Source organism: Lelliottia sp. SL45 (assembly GCF_026672535.1).
Classification (GTDB): Bacteria; Pseudomonadota; Gammaproteobacteria; order Enterobacterales; family Enterobacteriaceae; genus Enterobacter; species Enterobacter nimipressuralis.
In genome coordinates this window covers 2,620,473-2,636,963 of record NZ_JAPPRH010000003.1, presented here as the reverse complement: position 1 = coordinate 2,636,963, position 16,491 = coordinate 2,620,473, and the positions used below count along the sequence as shown (strand labels likewise).

Annotated in this window: 13 protein-coding genes; 5 read left to right on the top strand and 8 right to left on the bottom strand. The window is 59.8% G+C overall.

Features of this window, described 5'->3' with window-relative positions:
- Positions 1-58 precede the first annotated feature (58 nt).
- The 3 genes from OVA10_RS18900 to OVA10_RS18890 all read left to right on the top strand — a co-directional run bounded on the left by OVA10_RS18900 (position 59) and on the right by OVA10_RS18890 (position 7,020).
- Positions 59-2,752 carry a cation-transporting P-type ATPase gene (locus OVA10_RS18900; protein WP_268196609.1) on the top strand — a complete coding sequence of 898 codons (2,694 nt, stop codon included), beginning with the start codon at positions 59-61 and terminating at the stop codon, positions 2,750-2,752.
- 80 nt (positions 2,753-2,832) lie between these two features.
- Entirely contained in the window at positions 2,833-3,912 is a 1,080-nt protein-coding gene (locus OVA10_RS18895; RefSeq protein ID WP_268196608.1) for an efflux RND transporter periplasmic adaptor subunit, read from the top strand.
- 9 nt (positions 3,913-3,921) lie between these two features.
- A complete protein-coding gene (locus tag OVA10_RS18890) occupies positions 3,922-7,020 on the top strand; it encodes an efflux RND transporter permease subunit (protein ID WP_268196607.1) in 3,099 nt (1,032 codons plus the stop codon).
- Here the strand turns inward: OVA10_RS18890 and OVA10_RS18885 are convergent.
- Entirely contained in the window at positions 7,007-8,128 is a 1,122-nt protein-coding gene (locus OVA10_RS18885) for a YbdK family carboxylate-amine ligase (RefSeq protein ID WP_268196914.1), read from the bottom strand. The genes OVA10_RS18890 and OVA10_RS18885 overlap by 14 nt on opposite strands.
- Positions 8,129-8,384: 256 nt before the next feature.
- On the opposite strand from OVA10_RS18885, the gene OVA10_RS18880 reads away from it, so the two are divergent.
- Positions 8,385-8,864 (top strand): cold-shock protein, encoded by a 480-nt coding sequence (locus tag OVA10_RS18880; RefSeq protein WP_107704088.1) that lies wholly within the window; start codon positions 8,385-8,387, stop codon positions 8,862-8,864.
- A 55-nt stretch (positions 8,865-8,919) separates the two neighbouring features.
- Here the strand turns inward: OVA10_RS18880 and OVA10_RS18875 are convergent, their stop codons facing one another.
- From OVA10_RS18875 to OVA10_RS18850, 6 genes are all read right to left on the bottom strand, one after another.
- Positions 8,920-9,375: a hypothetical protein gene (locus tag OVA10_RS18875; protein WP_107704087.1), complete on the bottom strand. Its 456-nt coding sequence runs from the start codon at positions 9,373-9,375 to the stop codon at positions 8,920-8,922.
- Between the two features lie 368 nt (positions 9,376-9,743).
- A complete protein-coding gene (locus OVA10_RS18870) occupies positions 9,744-10,448 on the bottom strand; it encodes an ABC transporter ATP-binding protein (protein ID WP_268196606.1) in 705 nt (234 codons plus the stop codon).
- Entirely contained in the window at positions 10,435-11,259 is an 825-nt protein-coding gene (locus tag OVA10_RS18865; RefSeq protein WP_268196605.1) for an ABC transporter ATP-binding protein, read from the bottom strand. The genes OVA10_RS18870 and OVA10_RS18865 overlap by 14 nt, the downstream gene beginning before the upstream one ends.
- A complete protein-coding gene (locus tag OVA10_RS18860; protein ID WP_123429315.1) occupies positions 11,252-12,085 on the bottom strand; it encodes an ABC transporter permease in 834 nt (277 codons plus the stop codon). The genes OVA10_RS18865 and OVA10_RS18860 overlap by 8 nt, the downstream gene beginning before the upstream one ends.
- Positions 12,085-13,107, bottom strand: coding sequence for an ABC transporter permease (locus OVA10_RS18855; RefSeq protein ID WP_268196604.1), 1,023 nt, complete (start codon positions 13,105-13,107; stop codon positions 12,085-12,087). The genes OVA10_RS18860 and OVA10_RS18855 overlap by 1 nt, the downstream gene beginning before the upstream one ends.
- Positions 13,108-13,213: 106 nt before the next feature.
- Complete coding sequence (locus OVA10_RS18850; RefSeq protein WP_268196603.1) at positions 13,214-14,782, bottom strand: ABC transporter substrate-binding protein; 1,569 nt, start codon at positions 14,780-14,782, stop codon at positions 13,214-13,216.
- 213 nt (positions 14,783-14,995) lie between these two features.
- Between OVA10_RS18850 and OVA10_RS18845 the strand changes: the two genes are divergently transcribed.
- Positions 14,996-15,718, top strand: a complete 723-nt coding sequence (locus OVA10_RS18845; protein ID WP_268196602.1) for a GNAT family N-acetyltransferase — start codon at positions 14,996-14,998, stop codon at positions 15,716-15,718.
- A gap of 88 nt (positions 15,719-15,806) precedes the next feature.
- On the opposite strand, the gene entD is transcribed toward OVA10_RS18845, so the two are convergent.
- Positions 15,807-16,463 (bottom strand): enterobactin synthase subunit EntD, encoded by a 657-nt coding sequence (gene entD / locus OVA10_RS18840; protein ID WP_268196601.1) that lies wholly within the window; start codon positions 16,461-16,463, stop codon positions 15,807-15,809.
- Positions 16,464-16,491: the final 28 nt, after the last annotated feature.

The window sequence follows — 16,491 nt, the reverse complement described above, 5'->3', positions numbered from 1 at the left end:
AATAAAGCCAGAAAGGAATTCAGGCTTCCGTCCACCGGATATTGAAGGAATTGCATCAATGACCAAAAAGACTCACTCCCAGAATCGGCCATACCAGCAGACCATCGAGCAGGTACTGGCGCAAAAAAAGAGCCACGCCAACGGACTGGACCGTGCAGAAGCCCAGGCGCGTTTGCAGCAATATGGCCCAAATGCCCTGCCTGAGAAAAAAGGCAAACCGGTCTGGTTGCGTTTTCTCGCCCATTTTAATGACGTCCTGATTTATGTTCTTCTGGCCGCCGCCGTATTAACCGCCGTGATGGGTCACTGGGTGGATACGCTGGTGATTCTGGGCGTGGCGGTAATCAACGCCTTAATTGGTCATGTGCAGGAAAGTAATGCGGAGAAATCGCTGCAAAGTATTCGCAATATGCTCTCCAGCGATGCGCGTGTTATTCGTAACGGCGTCCATGAGACCATTCCAACCACGGATATTGTGCCGGGCGATATTATTGTCCTGCGCGCCGGGGATCGTATTCCGGCGGATATGCGTCTGATCGAGGCGCATAATTTACGCGTCGAAGAGGCGATTCTGACGGGTGAATCGACGGTAGTGGATAAACACACCAATCCATTGCAGGGCGATTTATCGCTGGGTGACCGCACGAACCTGGTGTTCTCCGGCACCACCGTAAGCGCAGGCGGCGGTGTGGGCGTGGTTATCGCCACCGGCCAGGACACCGAGCTTGGTCACATCAACCAGATGATGGCCGGAATTGAAAAGCACCGCACGCCGCTGCTGGTGCAGATGGACAAGCTCGGCAAAGCGATCTTCGCCATTATTCTGGCGATGATGGCGGCGCTGTTTGTCTTCAGCCTGGTGTTCCGCGACATTCCAATGGGCGAGCTGCTGCTCTCTCTGATTAGCCTGGCGGTGGCCTCTGTACCGGAAGGTCTGCCAGCGATTATCTCGATTATCCTGTCGCTCGGCGTTCAGGCGATGGCGCGCAAAAAGGCGATTATTCGCAAGCTGCCAACCGTTGAAACCCTGGGGGCGATGACCGTGGTCTGCTCGGATAAAACCGGCACCCTGACCATGAACGAAATGACCGTTAAAGCAATTATCACCGCCGACTGCTGCTACCGCGTGGAAGGCAACAGCTACGAGCCAGTGGGTAACATCTATCTGGACGGCAGCGACGAGCCGGTGCACGTTCAGCAGGGCACGGTGCTGGAGCACTATCTGCGCACCATCGACCTGTGCAACGACAGCCAGATTATTCAGGACGAGCGCGGCCTGTGGGGTATCACCGGTGGGCCGACGGAAGGGGCGCTGAAAGTGCTGGCCGCCAAAGCCAATCTTGCGCCGGTCGTCACCAGCCTGATTAACAAAATTCCGTTCGACTCGCAGTACAAGTACATGAGCACCCACTACCAGATTGGCAGTGAGGAGCAGATCCTGGTCACCGGCGCGCCGGACGTGATTTTCGCCCTGTGCGACCAGCAGCAGACTCGCCACGGTGTCGACGCGTTTGACCGCGCCTGGTGGGAAACCGAGATGGAGCGTTATGCCAGCCAGGGGCTGCGCATGGTAGCAGCCGCGTACAAACCGGCGGCGGCCGACCAGCAGGGGCTGAACCACGACGACCTGAACAACGGGCTGATTTTCCTCGGCATCGCCGGGATGATGGACCCGCCGCGTCCGGAGGCTATCGACGCCATCCACGCCTGTCAGCAGGCCGGTATCCGCGTGAAGATGATCACCGGCGACCACCCGCAGACCGCAATGAGCATCGGGCAGATGCTGGGGATCACCAACAGTGCGCAGGCAGTTACTGGCTATCAGCTGGAGAAGATGGACGACGCCGAGCTGGCGGATGCGGCGGTAGAGTACGACATCTTTGCGCGTACCAGCCCGGAGCATAAGCTGCGCCTGGTGAAAGCCCTGCAGGAGAAAGGTGAAATCGTCGGGATGACCGGCGACGGGGTGAACGATGCGCCCGCGCTGCGTCAGGCGGATGTCGGGATCGCCATGGGCATCAAAGGCACGGAAGTGACCAAAGAAGCCGCCGATATGGTTCTGACGGACGACAACTTCGCCACCATCGCCAGCTCGGTAAAAGAGGGGCGTCGCGTCTACGACAACCTGAAGAAAACGATTCTGTTCATTATGCCAACCAACCTGGCGCAGGGTCTGCTGATTGTGATTGCCCTGCTGGCGGGGAACATTATTCCGCTGACGCCGGTGCTGATTCTGTGGATGAACATGGCGACCTCCGCCACGCTCTCCTTCGGCCTGGCTTTTGAAGCCGCCGAGCGCAACATCATGAAGCGTCCGCCGCGTCAGACCGGTCAGCACGTGATGGATGCCTTCGCCGTCTGGCGCGTGGCCTTCGTCGGCACCATGATTGCGATTGCAGCCTTTGCGCTGGAAGCCTGGCTCGCGCCGCGCGGCCACAGCGCCGAGTTCATCCGCACCGTGCTGCTGCAGATGCTGGTGTGTGCGCAGTGGGTGTACATGATTAACTGCCGCAACAGCGATGGTTTCTCTCTGAACCGCGGTCTGCTGGCGAACAAAGGGATCTGGCTGGTCACGGGTGTGCTGTTCCTGCTGCAGCTGGCGATTATCTACCTGCCATTTATGCAGATGCTGTTCGGCACCGAAGCCCTGCCGCTGCGCTACTGGGGTGTTACCCTGGCGCTGGCTGGCGTGATGTTCTTCATCGTCGAAATTGAGAAGCGACTGACCCGCAGGTTCCGTAAGGCTGCATAACTTTTTGCCCTCACCCTCATCCTGACCTTCTCCACTGGAGCGGGCCAGGGTGAGGGTGAGAATCACCTGAGGACTTCCCCATGAAATCCACCTTCCTGCGCACCGCTCTGGCGGTCGCACTTCTTTCCTGCACCCTGCAAACCGCTCTTGCCGCCGCCATTCCGGTGCGCGTCGCCAGCGTCGAGCAGACCACCCACGCCGCTGAGCGCCAGATCCCTGGCCGCATTGAGGCGATCCATACGGTAGAGCTGCGGGCGCGCACGGAAGGGGCGATTGCCAAAATCCATTTCCGCGACGGGCAGTACGTCAAACAGGGCGATCTGCTGTTCGAACTCGACGACGCGGAGCCGCGTGCGGCGGTGCGTCTGGCGCAGGCGGAAGTGAAAAGTGCCGAAGCCACCCTGCGCCAGGCGCAGCAGCAACTCACGCGTTTTCAAAGCCTGAAAACCGGCAACGCTATCAGCCGTAATGACGTCGACAATGCACAGATGCAGCGCGACGTGGCCCGCGCGGCGCTGGAGCAGGCCAATGCCCGTCTCGAGGCGCGAAACGTCACCCTCGGTTTCACGCGGATAGTCTCACCCATCAACGGGCGTATGGGCCACAGCCACTTCCATGTCGGCAGCGTTGTGAATCCATCGAGCGGCCCGCTGGTGGAGGTGGTGCAACTTGACCCCATCCGCATTGCCTTCGCCCTGGAAGAGGGGGCATTTGCCGCGAAAGCCGGGCAGCATGCGGATATCACGGCGCTAAAACAGGCCTGGCTGGCGCAGATTCAGAACGGCGAGCAGCGTGAAAATGGCACCCTGACCTCGGTGGATAATCGTATCGACCCGCGCACCGCCAGCGTAATGCTGCGCGCCGAATTCGCTAATCCGCAGCACCGCCTGCTGCCGGGGGGCAACGTGAATGTCTGGCTGCGACCGCAGAGCGAGCAGGATTCGCTGGTGATCCCGGCGGCTGCGGTACAACAAAATGGCGACGGATTTTTCACCTGGGTAGTGAACGCCGACGGAAACGCTGAAAAACGCGCGCTCACGCTCGGCGGACAAATGGGCCAGCAGTTCACCGTGCAAAGCGGCGTTAAGGCGAATGAGCGCGTGGTCACCGACGGCGCGCCGCGACTGCAGCCCGGTGCTGCTGTCCAGATTCTGAATTAAGGAGCCACCATGCTGACGTTGTTTATCAAACGCCCGCGCTTTGCGATGGTGATCGCGCTGGTGATCACCCTGCTTGGGGCCATCGCCCTGAGACTGATCCCGGTGGAGCAGTACCCGCAGATCACGCCGCCGGTGGTGAATGTGAGCGCCAGCTGGCCGGGTGCCAGCGCGGCAGATGTGGCAGAAGCCATTGCCACGCCGCTGGAAACCCAGCTTAACGGTGTGGATCACATGCTGTACATGGAATCGACCAGCTCCGATGAAGGCGCCTATAGCCTGAACATCACCTTTGCCGCAGGCACCGACCCGGATCTGGCGGCGATTGATGTGCAAAACCGCGTGGCGCAAGCCTTGGCGCAGTTGCCCGCCGAGGCGCAGCAAAACGGCGTCCAGGTGCGAAAACGCGCCACCAACCTGATGATGGGGGTAAGTCTTTACTCACCGGAAGGTACCCATTCAACGCTGTTTGTCAGCAATTACGCCAGCACCCAGGTGCGCGAAGCCCTGGCACGCCTGCCGGGCGTCGGGCAGGTCCAGCTGTTTGGCGCGCGCGACTACAGCATGCGCATCTGGCTGCGTCCGGATCGTATGAACGCTCTCAACGTCACCACGGATGATGTGGCCCAGGCGCTGCGCGAGCAGAACGTGCAGGGCGCGGCAGGCCAGGTGGGAACGCCGCCGGTCTTCAACGGGCAGCAGCAAACGCTCACCATCAACGGGCTGGGGCGTCTCAACGAAGCCGACGCCTTTGGCGATATCATTATTCGCGCCGGTGACATGGGGCAACTGGTGCGCCTGAAAGACGTGGCAACCATCGAGCTGGGATCGCGAAGTTACAGCTCTGGCGCGCAGCTGAACGGTCACGATTCGGCGTATTTAGGCATCTATCCGACGCCGTCGGCTAATGCCCTGCGCGTGGCCGAAGCGGTGCGCGGCGAGCTTGAGCGGCTCGCCACACGCTTCCCGGCGGACCTGACCTGGGAAGTGAAGTTCGACACCACCGAGTTTGTGGCGGCGACCATCAAAGAGATTGGTGTCTCACTGGCCCTGACGCTGCTTGCCGTGGTAGTGGTTGTTTCACTGTTTCTGCAAAGCTGGCGTGCGACGTTGATTGTGGTGCTGGCAATCCCCGTGTCGCTGATTGGCACCTTCGCGGTGCTCTACACGCTCGGCTATTCGGCGAACACCCTGAGTCTGTTCGCCATTATTCTGGCGCTCACCATGGTGGTGGATGACGCAATTGTGGTGGTCGAGAGCGTCGAAACGCTGATGGCGGAGGGGCAAAGCCGCACGGAGGCGACGGCCAACGCGCTGCGTCAGATTGCCGGGCCGGTGATCGCCACCACCCTGGTACTGCTGGCGGTGTTCGTGCCGGTGGCGCTGCTGCCGGGGATTGTCGGCGAGCTGTATCGCCAGTTTGCGGTCACGCTCTCCACCGCCGTAACCCTTTCAAGTATTGTGGCCCTGACACTCACACCGGCGCTGTGCGCCTTATTGCTGCGCCCGCGCGTCGGGCGTCCTGCGGCAGTGTTTCGCGGCTTTAACCGGGCGCTGGACGCCACGCGGCAGGCTTACACCCGTCTGGTGGAGGTCTTTAACCGTCGCCCTGTGCTGGCACTGCTGGCGACTGCCGGTGCGGCGGCCATCGTGGCGCTGAGTTTTACCGCCATGCCAAAAGGGTTCCTGCCGCAGGAAGATCAGGGCTACTTCTTCGCCAGCGTCCAGCTGCCGGAGGCGGCGTCCCTGGAGCGCACCGAAGCGGTGATGACAACGGCGCGCGAGCTGATTGCCGCCAATCCGGCGGTGGCGGATGTGATTCAGGTCTCGGGTTTTAATATTCTCAACGGCACCAGCGCCTCGAACGGCGGATTTATCTCGGTGATGCTGAAAGACTGGAGCGAGCGCCCGCCGCTCGACGAGGTGATGGGCGGGCTGCAACGTCAGCTGTTGGCCCTGCCGGAAGCGACCATCATGACCTTCGCGCCGCCGACGTTGCCGGGGCTGGGTAATGCCTCCGGGTTCGATCTGCGTATTCAGGCCCAGGCAGGGCAAAGCCCGGCGGAGCTGGAGCGCGTCACCCGCGAGGTGCTGGCGAAAGCCAACCAGCATCCGCAGCTCACCCGCGTGTTTACCACCTGGAGCAGCAACGTACCGCAGCTGACCCTTGAGGTGGATCGCGAGCGCGCAGCACGGCTGGATGTGCCCGTGAGCCGCATCTTCAGCAGCCTGCAAACCGCCTTTGGCGGCACGCGCGCCGGGGATTTCAGCATTAATAATCGCGTTTACCATGTGGTGATGCAAAACGAGATGCAGTGGCGCGAGCGTGCGGAGCAGATCAGTGAGCTTTATGTGCGCAGCAATAACGGCGAACGCGTGCGTCTGAGCAATCTGGTGACTATCACCCCGACCGTCGGTGCGCCGTTTGTGCAGCAGTACAACCAGTTCCCGTCGGTGTCGGTGAGCGGCTCAGCGGCGGCGGGCGTGAGCAGCAGCACGGCAATGGCGGCGATGGGTCAGTTGCTGAACGATACTCTGCCCGCCGGGTATGACTACGCGTGGAGCGGCATGTCGTATCAGGAGCAGCAGACGGGCAATCAGGCGATCTGGATTGTGCTGGCGGCGGTGGTGATGGCGTGGCTGTTCCTTGTGGCGCAGTACGAAAGCTGGACCTTGCCCGCAAGCGTGATGCTCTCGGTGCTGTTTGCCATCGGCGGTGCGCTGGTCTGGCTGTGGGTTGCGGGCTTTGCCAACGACGTGTACGTGCAGATTGGGCTGGTGTTGCTTATCGCCCTGGCGGCCAAAAACGCCATTCTGATCGTCGAGTTTGCCCGCGCGCGGCGCATCGACGGCATGGCGATTGTCGATGCCGCCCGCGAAGGGGCATCGCGCCGCTTCCGCGCAGTCATGATGACCGCCGTGTCCTTTATTATTGGCGTGCTGCCGATGATGCTGGCCTCCGGTGCGGGGGCGCAGAGCCGCCGCATCATCGGGACCACGGTGTTCAGCGGCATGCTGGTGGCGACCGTGGTCGGGATTGTCTTTATTCCGGCGCTGTTCGTGCTGTTCCAGCGTCTGCGCGAGTGGGGGCACTCACTTACGGGTGAGTAGTCCACAGCTCGCAGTGTTTTTGTACCAGCGAGGTCAGCGAACCGCCGTCGGCGATAAAATCCCGCATCCGCTGCGCCTCGCTTTTGCCCTGTTTTAACATCAGGGCAATTTCCGCAATCGCGCTTGTCGCGCCCACCTTATCGGCTGATGGTGCGACGCGCTCCAGCAGCCACGCGATATCCTCGGCAAGGGTTTTTTGTTCGCCGCTGTTCACGTCGGTCAGCAGGCCATCCAGTCCATAGCGGCAGGCCTGAAAACGGTTGAAGTTATAGAGCAGGGCGTCCTGCGGCTGGTGCTTGTACGGACGTTCGGTTAGCAACCAGTGCGACGTCGCCTGAATCAGCCCGGCGATGTTAATCGCGTGCGCCAGGGTCAGCGGCGTATCCATCACCCGCACCTCAACGGTGCCAAAATGCGGGCTGGGGCGGATGTCCCAGTGCAGATCTTTAATGCTGTCGATGGTGCTGGTATAGCTCAGGCGGCGAAACAGCCCTTCGAACTCCTGCCAGTTATTCACCCACGGCATTTTGCCGTTATCCGGAAACGCTGAGAAAATATTGAGCCGCGAGGAGGCGAATTGGGTATCGCTGCCCTGCATGTAAGGCGACGAGGCGGAGAGGGCAATAAAGTGCGGCACAAAGCGCGAAAGGCCATGCAGCAAGTAAATCGCCTCATCACCGTTTCGGCAGCCGACGTGGACATGCTGGCCGAAAACCGTCGCCTGCAAAATCAGGTAGCCAAACATCTCCAGCGTGCGGTTGTAGCGCTCGTCGTCGCACACCTCCTGACGCTGCCACTTCTGAAACGGATGTGTGCCGCCGCCGCAGATCTGAATATGCTGATCCCCCGCCGCGCGCAGGATCGCCTGCTGTATCGCGGAAAACTGCGCTGCCGCCTGATGAATGTCCTGACACACGCCGGTGGCGATTTCGAGCATACTCTCGGTGATATCGTGTTTGACCTCACCGGCTTTGATATCGTTTTTCACGGCGGCAATCAGCGCCGAAGAGTCCTGGCTGAGATCGTACCCCGGCGGGTTCACCACCTGCAGTTCGAGTTCAATACCCAGCGTAAAAGGGTCGGATACATGGAAGTCGGGTAGGGGCATGGCGCGCTCCGGTTGCGGGGATGAAATGAGTATAGACATCTCCTGACCTGAGCGGCATGGCGGAAGTGGCAGCGCCTTACCTAATTTCAACGTATGCGATGCGTAGGCCCGTGCAAGCAACTTCCCCACCGGATAATGCACTCGCATCCCACAAATTTATCGTCCAGACTTAACCCAAAGACGTAGTCTGCGCAGGCAATGTGCTTTACACTGCGCGCTGCAAAATTTGTGTTGATAAACGATTAATCAGGCGGTAATGGCGATGAACGGAACGATCACAACGTGGTTTAAAGATAAAGGCTTTGGATTTATCAAAGATGAAAACGGTGACAACCGGTATTTTCATGTGATCAAGGTTGCCAATCCTGAGCTGATTAAGAAAGACGCGGCGGTCACGTTTGAACCGACGACCAACAACAAAGGCTTGTCCGCGTATGCGGTGAAAGTGGTGCCGGAAAGCAAATACATTTATATCGCGGGCGAGCGCATTAAGCTGACGTCGATTAAATCTTTCCTGGTCTACAGCGAAGAAGTGCCTGCTGATTCGGGCATCGATAAAGAAAATGCGATCCTGTCCGTTGGCCTGCTGCTGAACAATATCCGTCCGAAATCTGCGGCGAAACCGGGTGAGATGCGCTCGGTGAAGAAACTGGCGATCACCACCTTCCAGGGGACGACGCTGATCTTCTCTGAAGATGAGATCGACATCGAGGCCACGGTGAAACTCCTCAAGTGATCCTGTGCCGAAATTCTGTGCCATTCATCAGCAGAATTTCGGCCTCACTCCTGCCTCAGTGCGCCGTGATGTACGGCTCCTTCACAAAATCGGTCAGCAGCCAGACCATATCATGCAGCAGCCCCGTTAACTCTTTTGCCACATTCGGTGGCAGAGTCCCTGCCAGAATGGCGTTCGTCAGCGCCTGAATGTAATCCAACAGCGTGGCGGTTTCCTGCCACAGATCCGGCACGTTTGAGCTGATTTTCTCGCCCTTGATCAGTTGCTCAATCAGGTACGGTGGAAGATCTTTATCGCACAGTTCGCGCAGCTGGTTGAGCGCTTGCAGTAAACGCTCGCACAAGGCTTCGCGCGTTTTGCTGTCGTGGGTTTCGACCAGCACGCACACAAATGAGGCGCAGAGATCGGCCACCTGGAATAAATCCGCCGTTTGCGGGAGCGGGGCGTTGAGAAGCTGCTGAATAACGCTTTCGTCAGATTGCGCGTAAAACAGGGTTGGGATAGTAGCCATTTGGCATCCTCATTATGCATGAAATTAATTGACCACCCTGTAAGTCCCTGCGCTCAGGGAGGGGCAGCGCTGACGGAGGTAGGAATACCGTGCACAAAGAAAACGGCCAGCGTTTGCTGCTCCGCCAGCGCCACCGTAAGTTAACGGGGTATGCGCTGTCGCGAAAAAAATTATCGCTTTATGCCAACGGGTTCCTACGCCCGGTCGCGGATAAACCGCAACGCAGGCACTTTACGACCGAGGAAGGGCAAATAAAAGGCTAAACCCTGAGTTTCACAAGGTTACTTTTCGATTTGCGAGGCGCTTTCCAGAAAACAGATGCCGGGCGGTAGCCAGCCCGAAAGCGCACACACTGGCCCACGCAAAACCTACCCCATCCGGTGCTCGCCGTTTCGCATCGCTTCACGATCAAACACCCGTTGAATCTCGCCGTGCGCCATAAACGCCGCGCGGTCTGACATATGCGCAATCACATCCGCGTCGTGGCTCACCAGCAGATAGGTCATACCGTGCTGCTGTTTCAGGCGGTTCAGCAGATTCAGGATCTCCGCCTGCACCGACATATCCAGCGCCGAGGTTGGTTCGTCCAGCAGCAAGAGCTGGGGGCGCAGCAACAAGGCGCGGGCAATCGCCACGCGCTGACGCTGGCCGCCAGACAGCTGATGCGGATAACGCTGGCCTGCGTCAGCCGACAGCCCCACCTGCTGCAACGCGTCGGCTACTTTCTCTGCAATCTGTGTTTCACCGTGAATTTTTAGCGGCTCTGTCAGCGTGCGTGAAAGGGTGTGATTCGGATGCAAGGACGCCCACGGATCCTGAAACACCATCTGCACGTTGCGCCGCAGCGCGCCGGTAAACCGGGCGTCGGGTTTCAGGTTTTCCCCGAGCAGCGTCACGTCGCCGCGCCACTGACGTTGTAGCCCGGCCAGCACGCGCAGAATGGTCGATTTTCCGCAGCCGGATTCCCCGATCAGGCTGAAAGTTTCCCCTTTTTCGATGGCAAAGCTGGCCGACGATACCGCCGTTTTTTCGCCGAACGCCACGTGCAACTGACGGACATCAACGAGTGCCATGGTGTATCTCCTTGCGATCCAGCGTCGGTAACATTTGCCCGTAGGTGCTGGCATCCGGGCGGCAGGTCCACAGCGTGCGGGTGTAGGGATGCGTGGCCTGCGGCAGTTCCCGCGCGGTCATCTCATCGACTTTTTCGCCCTGATACATCACCAGCACGCGGTCGCAATGTTCTGCCACCAGCGGTAAATCGTGACTAATCAGCAACATCGCCATCTGGCGCTCTTCGCACTGCTTCACCAGCAGTTCGAGAATTTGATTGCGCAGACGCGCGTCGAGGGCCGAGGTGGGTTCATCGGCAATCAGCACCTGCGGATTGTTGATGAGCGCAATGGCAATCATCACCCGCTGGCCCATCCCGCCGGAGAGTTCACCGGGATAGCGCGTCAGCACCCTCTGCTCCAGCCCGACGGCGTGGATAATGTCGCGAATACGCTCCTGCCGCTCCTTGCGGGAGAGAGACTGATGCAGCGTCAGCGACTCTTCGAGCTGCGCGGCGACGTTTTTGGCCGGGTTGAGCGCATAGCGCGGGTCCTGCAGCACCATCGCAATGCCGTTGCCGCGAAGGCGCTGCCAGCCGCGATTATTCAGGGTCAGCAGATCGTGGCCCAGCACGTTAAGCTGCCGGGCACTGACCACGCCGGGCTTGCGCACCAGCCCCATCAGCGCCCTGGCCGACATGGATTTACCGGAGCCGGATTCGCCCACTAACGCCAGCCGTTCGTTGCCGAGGGTAAAACTCAGGTTGTTCACCACACGCGCGGCGGGGTAGTCGATATTCAGCGCATCGACGATAACGCGGGAGTCAGTCATGTTGCGGCTCCAGAATGTCGCGCAGGCCGTCGCCCAGCAGGTTAAACGCCAGGCTGGCGAACAGGATCGCGCCGCCAGGAATAGCGGCGATCCACCATTGATCGAAAATCACCTGCATGCCGTCGGCGATCATCGCACCCCATTCGGCCATCGGCGGACGCGCGCCCAGACCCAGGAAGCCCAGCCCGGCGGCGGCCAGAATAATGCCCGCCAGATCCAGCGCCAGTCGCACAATCGCTGACGGCAGGCAGAGCGGCAGAATATGCCCAAGCAACAGACGCCCGCCGCGAATGCCCATCATCTCGGCAGCCGCCAGATAATCGCTGTGACGCAGACGCTGAATTTCACTCCGGGCCTGACGCGCATAGGCCGGCCAGGTGGTGAGCGCCAGCGCCAGCGCGCCGTTCACAAGGCCAGGGCCGAGCATGGCGACAAAGGCAAAGGCGAGGATCAGGCGTGGCATCGACATCACCACGTCGGTAAACCGCATCAGCACGCGCTCCAGCCAGCCGCCGTAGTAGCCGGACAAAATCCCGATCAGCAGCCCGGTGGGCAGGGTAATGATCGTCACCAGCGCCACCAGCCCAAGGGCGGGACGGCTGCCGTAGATCAGGCGTGAGAGCAGATCTCGCCCGAAACTGTCCGTGCCGAGCCAGTGCGTGGCGTTCGGTGCCTGCAGGCGTGCCGCCGCGTTCTGCCAGTTCGGGTTGAGCGGAGCGAGCCACGGAGCAAACAGCGCGATCAGCAGCAACAGAACGATTGCGATAAGCCCGCAGAACGCAGCGGGAGAGCGGCGCAGTCGGCGCAGAAAAAGATAAAAAGGCATCAGCGCACCCTGGGGTCGGTGGCCCGCACAAGCAGGTCGGTCAGATTATTTATCAGCACAAAACAGACGCCAATCACCAGCGTACCGCCCATGATGGCGGTGGTATCGCCCGCGAATAATGCGGTGGTGAGATAGCGGCCAATGCCCGGCCATGAAAAGACGGTTTCGGTCAGCACTGCGCCTTCGAGCATGCTGGTGTAGGCCAGCGCGATTACCGTCAGTAGCGTGCTGCGAATATTGGGCAGCACGTGGCGCAGCAGAATGGCCATCTCTCCGGCACCTTTGGCGCGCGCGAGCAGGATATACTCTTTGTTCATTTCGCTGAGGCACGCCGAGCGCGTCAGGCGGGTGATGCTCGCCAGCGAATAGTAGGCCAGCAGCAGCACCGGCAGCACCAGGTGGCTGACGGCATTTTTAAACGCCTCGCGGTCCCCTGAAAGCCAGGTATCGATCAGCGCAAAACCGGTGCGCGGCTCCACGGTGTATTGCCAGATATCGTCCAACCGGCCCGGCCCGGCGCTCCACTGCAGCTTCGCGTAAAACAGCGCCAGCATGAGCAGCCCCAGCCAGAAAACAGGCACCGAGTTACCGAGCAGGGTGAGGGTGCGGATGATCAGATCCAGCGGTGAACCGGCAAAACGCGCGCACAGCACGCCCGCAATAATCCCGAGCGCGGAGCCGATAATCAGCGCCAGCGTGGCGAGTTCCAGCGTGGCGGGAAATGCGTGCAGCAGATCCTGCAATACCGGCTGTCCGGTAGCGCTGGCGGTGCCGAGATCGCCGTGAAATAGATTCAGCAGGTAATGCCAGAACTGCACCGGCAAGGGCTGATCCAGCCCGAGTTGGTGACGAACCTGATCGTACGTCGACTGGCTGGCGTGATCGCCGACGATCTGCAAGACACGATCGACGGGGGAAAAAGCGGAGAGCGCAAAGGTGACGAGCAGCAGCCCGAACAGCGTGAGGAGCAGGGTGAGAAGGCCCTGAAAAACACGCATCACGTGGGAAGATAGAGGTGGCATGGAGAGGGCGTTATTCCTTTTGCCCGGCGGCGTTGTGCTGGCCGGGCCGACGTTTCACTGTGTTGTAGGCCGGGTGAGGCGAACCCCACCCGGTCATCAGGGCAGATTATTTAGTCACTTTATCGTACCAGACCATATCGGCATTCAGCCCTTGCTGGTACCCCTTCACATTATCGCGCACCACGATCTGGGTTTTGCCCTGATCGACAAACACGTACGGCGAATTATGCTGCAACTCCTGCTGCATTTTGGTGTACAGATCCAGGCGTTTTGCCGGATCGGGCTCGGCCACGGCGGCCAGCGTGGCTTTGGTCAGCTCGGGGATTTTCCAGCCGTTAAGACCGGCCACGGTGCTGGATTTCCCGTCGTTCCAGGCAAAGGCGCTGGCATTGGAGTGTGCATCGAAGTAATCCGGGATCCACAGGCGAATCGCCGCCTGGTGCTGTTTGGCACGCACGCGCGCATACACCTGGCTGCCCGCAGCAGGTAGCAGATCCACCTTCACGCCGCCCTGGGCGAAGCTCGCCTGCATTGACTGCGCGATAGTGATAAACGGCGGTTTGTTCTCCACGTCCAGCGTGAAGTGCGCGTCTTTAATACCCACTTTGGCGAGGATCGCTTTCGCTTTGGCCGGATCGAATTTGAACGGATTATCCTCCAGCGCGCCCGGCAGCCCGACCGGCAGGAAGCTCTGATGCACAAAATACTGGCCCTTCAGCAGATCCTTAGTGATACCGTCGTAATCCACCAGCCAGCGCGACGCTTCCCAGAACGCCGGGTTGTTCAGCAGCGGGTTAGCGCTGTTTCCGGCGTTAAACACCAGGTAGTTCTGCTCGGCAGACGGGATGCTTAACACCTTCACACCCGCTTTGCCTTCCAGCGCGCTGATTTGGTCTGCGCCCAGATCGCGGGCCACATCTGCATCACCCTGCTGAATCAGCAAACGGCGAGAGGCCGGGTCCGGGACGTTTTTAATAATGATGCTTTTGAGCTTCGGCGCGCCGCCGGGGGCGGTGTCGTTAGCTTCCAGCACGATGGCCTGATGCGGCTGGTAGACGCGCATTTTGTACGCGCCGCTGCCCGCCGAGTGCATTTTCAGCCAGGTATTCCCGAAGTCGTTGTCTTTCACATTCGCTGAAACCAGCTTTTCATCGACGATAGAGGCAATCGGCGTGGAGAGAATATTCAGCGCCACCGCCGGGCTGACGTCAGCCGTCCAGTGCAGTTGCAGCGTGTGGTCATCCACTTTTTTCAGTTGGCTGGCGATATTACCCGGCTCCCAGCCCAGCACGTTCAGAATAAAGGCCGGGGATTTGTTCAGGGTGATGGCGCGGGTGTAGGAGAAAATCACATCTTCCGGGCGCAGCGGGTTGCCGGAGGCAAATTTGGCGTCAGGCTTGAGTTTGATGGTCAGGGTTTTCGCTGCTGCATCTGCTTCCCAGCTTTCCGCCAGAATTGGGGAGATTTTGGCCGGATTATCGCGGTCGGGCTGCACCAGACGCTGGTACAGGCTCGGCACGGTCTGGATGCTGGAAAGCTCGTTGGCCTCTGCGGGATCGAGGCTGACGATATCATCAAGCCCCTGAGCGACAACCAGCGTATTCGGCGGAGTAGCGGCGTTGGCGGCGGCTGACAGCGCGGCCAATACCAGTAACGGCAGCAGTTTTTTCGTCATAGCGATCCCTGAAAGAAAATGTGTTGTGATTGTTTTTGGCATCGCTACGTTAGGCCTGCCGTGAAAATCCTCAAAGTCTAAATTCTGCTTTGCTTATGCCATGGGGATATAACGCATGCAGATTGGCTATTAAGCGCTTTCCTACACGCAGGGCTTTTCGCCTGCTTTTTGTCCTGATATAACAATTGCATTACATATCAGGGAGTCGCGGGCGTGCCGGAAATTAATCAACATGGTCAAGTCGTAAACGATATTGTTCCCCACTGGAAAGGTGCCTCGGTGTTGCGTCGCACGCCGCTGAACGGGCGATTCTGCCGTCTGGAGCCGCTGGACGCCGCGCGGCACGCCGTGGATCTGTTTGACGCGTATGCCCTGGGCGATGACAGCGACTGGACCTGGCTTGCCAGCACGCAGCCGGAGAGCGTCGACGCCACCGCGCACTGGCTGTTGGGCAAGGTGATGGACGATGCGCTGGTGCCTTACGCGGTCATTGATTTACGTTCAGAGCGTGCGGTTGGCGTGGTGAGTTATATGGCGATTGAGCGACTGATGGGGTCGGTGGAGATCGGCCACGTGACCTGGTCGCGTAAGATGAAAAATACCCCAATGGGAACGGAAACGGTCTGGCTGCTGCTGAAAAATGCCTTCGAACATCACTACCGCCGCGTGGAGTGGAAATGCGATTCGATGAATGTGGCGTCGCGACGCGCGGCAGAGCGGCTGGGGTTTGTCTGGGAAGGGCGGCTGCGGCAAAAACTGATCCGCAAAGGGCGCAACCGCGACAGCGATATGCTTTCCATCATTAATACCGAGTGGCCGGAGCGCGACGCCGAGCTGCGCGCGTGGCTGGCGGCGGAGAACTTCGACAGCGAAGGGCGCCAGATCCAGCGACTGGAGGCGTTCAGGCAAGGGGTTGCGGAGGATAGTCCCCGCTAAACTTCCCGGTCGGCTCCATGTAATTTAACGAAGAAATAAATAGCGGGTTTTGAAAGTAACAGGGAAGGCGGGTTAACGCTGAGGCGAATTATTCACAGAGCAGCGTTATCACGCCGACGTTTTGCTGGCACCAGTGAAGGTGAAAAGCGTGGTTGTGCGAAAAACCGGCCAGTGGGCGAGCCAGCGACAGGGTGAGCGTGCTGTGAGTCATCGCCGTCACGCAGGCGCTATCAAAACCCATAAAGGCGTTAACGCGCGGGAACAGGGCTTTAAACAGGCTCTCTTTGGCGCTGAAGACCAGCGTCAGGGCGAGGGCAAACGGATATCCCGCGCTCAGCAGAACACGCTTTTCCTGCTCGTTGATAATCCCGTCCTGAATCTCTACGGCTTCCTTTTCTGCAATCAGCGCTTCGCAGTCAATCCCCACCAGCGCATTGTCGCGGCGCACCGCCAGCGCCAGCGCCTGGGTGCCACTGTGAGAAATACTGCCCGCAAAACCGGTTGGCCACAGCGGTTCGCCGTTCGCGCCGATACCGGGCACCGTGGTGATACCAAAGGGCTGGAGCGCCTGGACGGCGGCGATGCGTCCGGCGAGGTGTTCCGCTTTGCGTTTGGCAGAGGCGTGGCTGAGGGCGGCGTGATGAGGCAGCCAGAGCAGATCGGCGTGATCAAAGGTGGAGGGATCGAAATCGATGCGGTGAAGCGAGACGCCGCCGAGTGTCAGCAGGCTGTGTGTGGTGTGCATCGGTCCCCCTGATAGAAAAAGCCCCCTT

Bases quoted from the DNA above. Each gene is read 5' to 3' on its own strand.
- OVA10_RS18900 (WP_268196609.1), top strand. From the start codon at position 59: ATGACCAAAAAGACTCACTCCCAGAATCGGCCATACCAGCAGACCATC.
- OVA10_RS18895 (WP_268196608.1), top strand. From the start codon at position 2,833: ATGAAATCCACCTTCCTGCGCACCGCTCTGGCGGTCGCACTTCTTTCC.
- OVA10_RS18890 (WP_268196607.1), top strand. From the start codon at position 3,922: ATGCTGACGTTGTTTATCAAACGCCCGCGCTTTGCGATGGTGATCGCG.
- OVA10_RS18885 (WP_268196914.1), bottom strand. From the start codon at position 8,128: ATGCCCCTACCCGACTTCCATGTATCCGACCCTTTTACGCTGGGTATT.
- OVA10_RS18880 (WP_107704088.1), top strand. From the start codon at position 8,385: ATGGCGATGAACGGAACGATCACAACGTGGTTTAAAGATAAAGGCTTT.
- OVA10_RS18875 (WP_107704087.1), bottom strand. From the start codon at position 9,375: ATGGCTACTATCCCAACCCTGTTTTACGCGCAATCTGACGAAAGCGTT.
- OVA10_RS18870 (WP_268196606.1), bottom strand. From the start codon at position 10,448: ATGGCACTCGTTGATGTCCGTCAGTTGCACGTGGCGTTCGGCGAAAAA.
- OVA10_RS18865 (WP_268196605.1), bottom strand. From the start codon at position 11,259: ATGACTGACTCCCGCGTTATCGTCGATGCGCTGAATATCGACTACCCC.
- OVA10_RS18860 (WP_123429315.1), bottom strand. From the start codon at position 12,085: ATGCCTTTTTATCTTTTTCTGCGCCGACTGCGCCGCTCTCCCGCTGCG.
- OVA10_RS18855 (WP_268196604.1), bottom strand. From the start codon at position 13,107: ATGCCACCTCTATCTTCCCACGTGATGCGTGTTTTTCAGGGCCTTCTC.
- OVA10_RS18850 (WP_268196603.1), bottom strand. From the start codon at position 14,782: ATGACGAAAAAACTGCTGCCGTTACTGGTATTGGCCGCGCTGTCAGCC.
- entD (WP_268196601.1), bottom strand. From the start codon at position 16,463: ATGCACACCACACACAGCCTGCTGACACTCGGCGGCGTCTCGCTTCAC.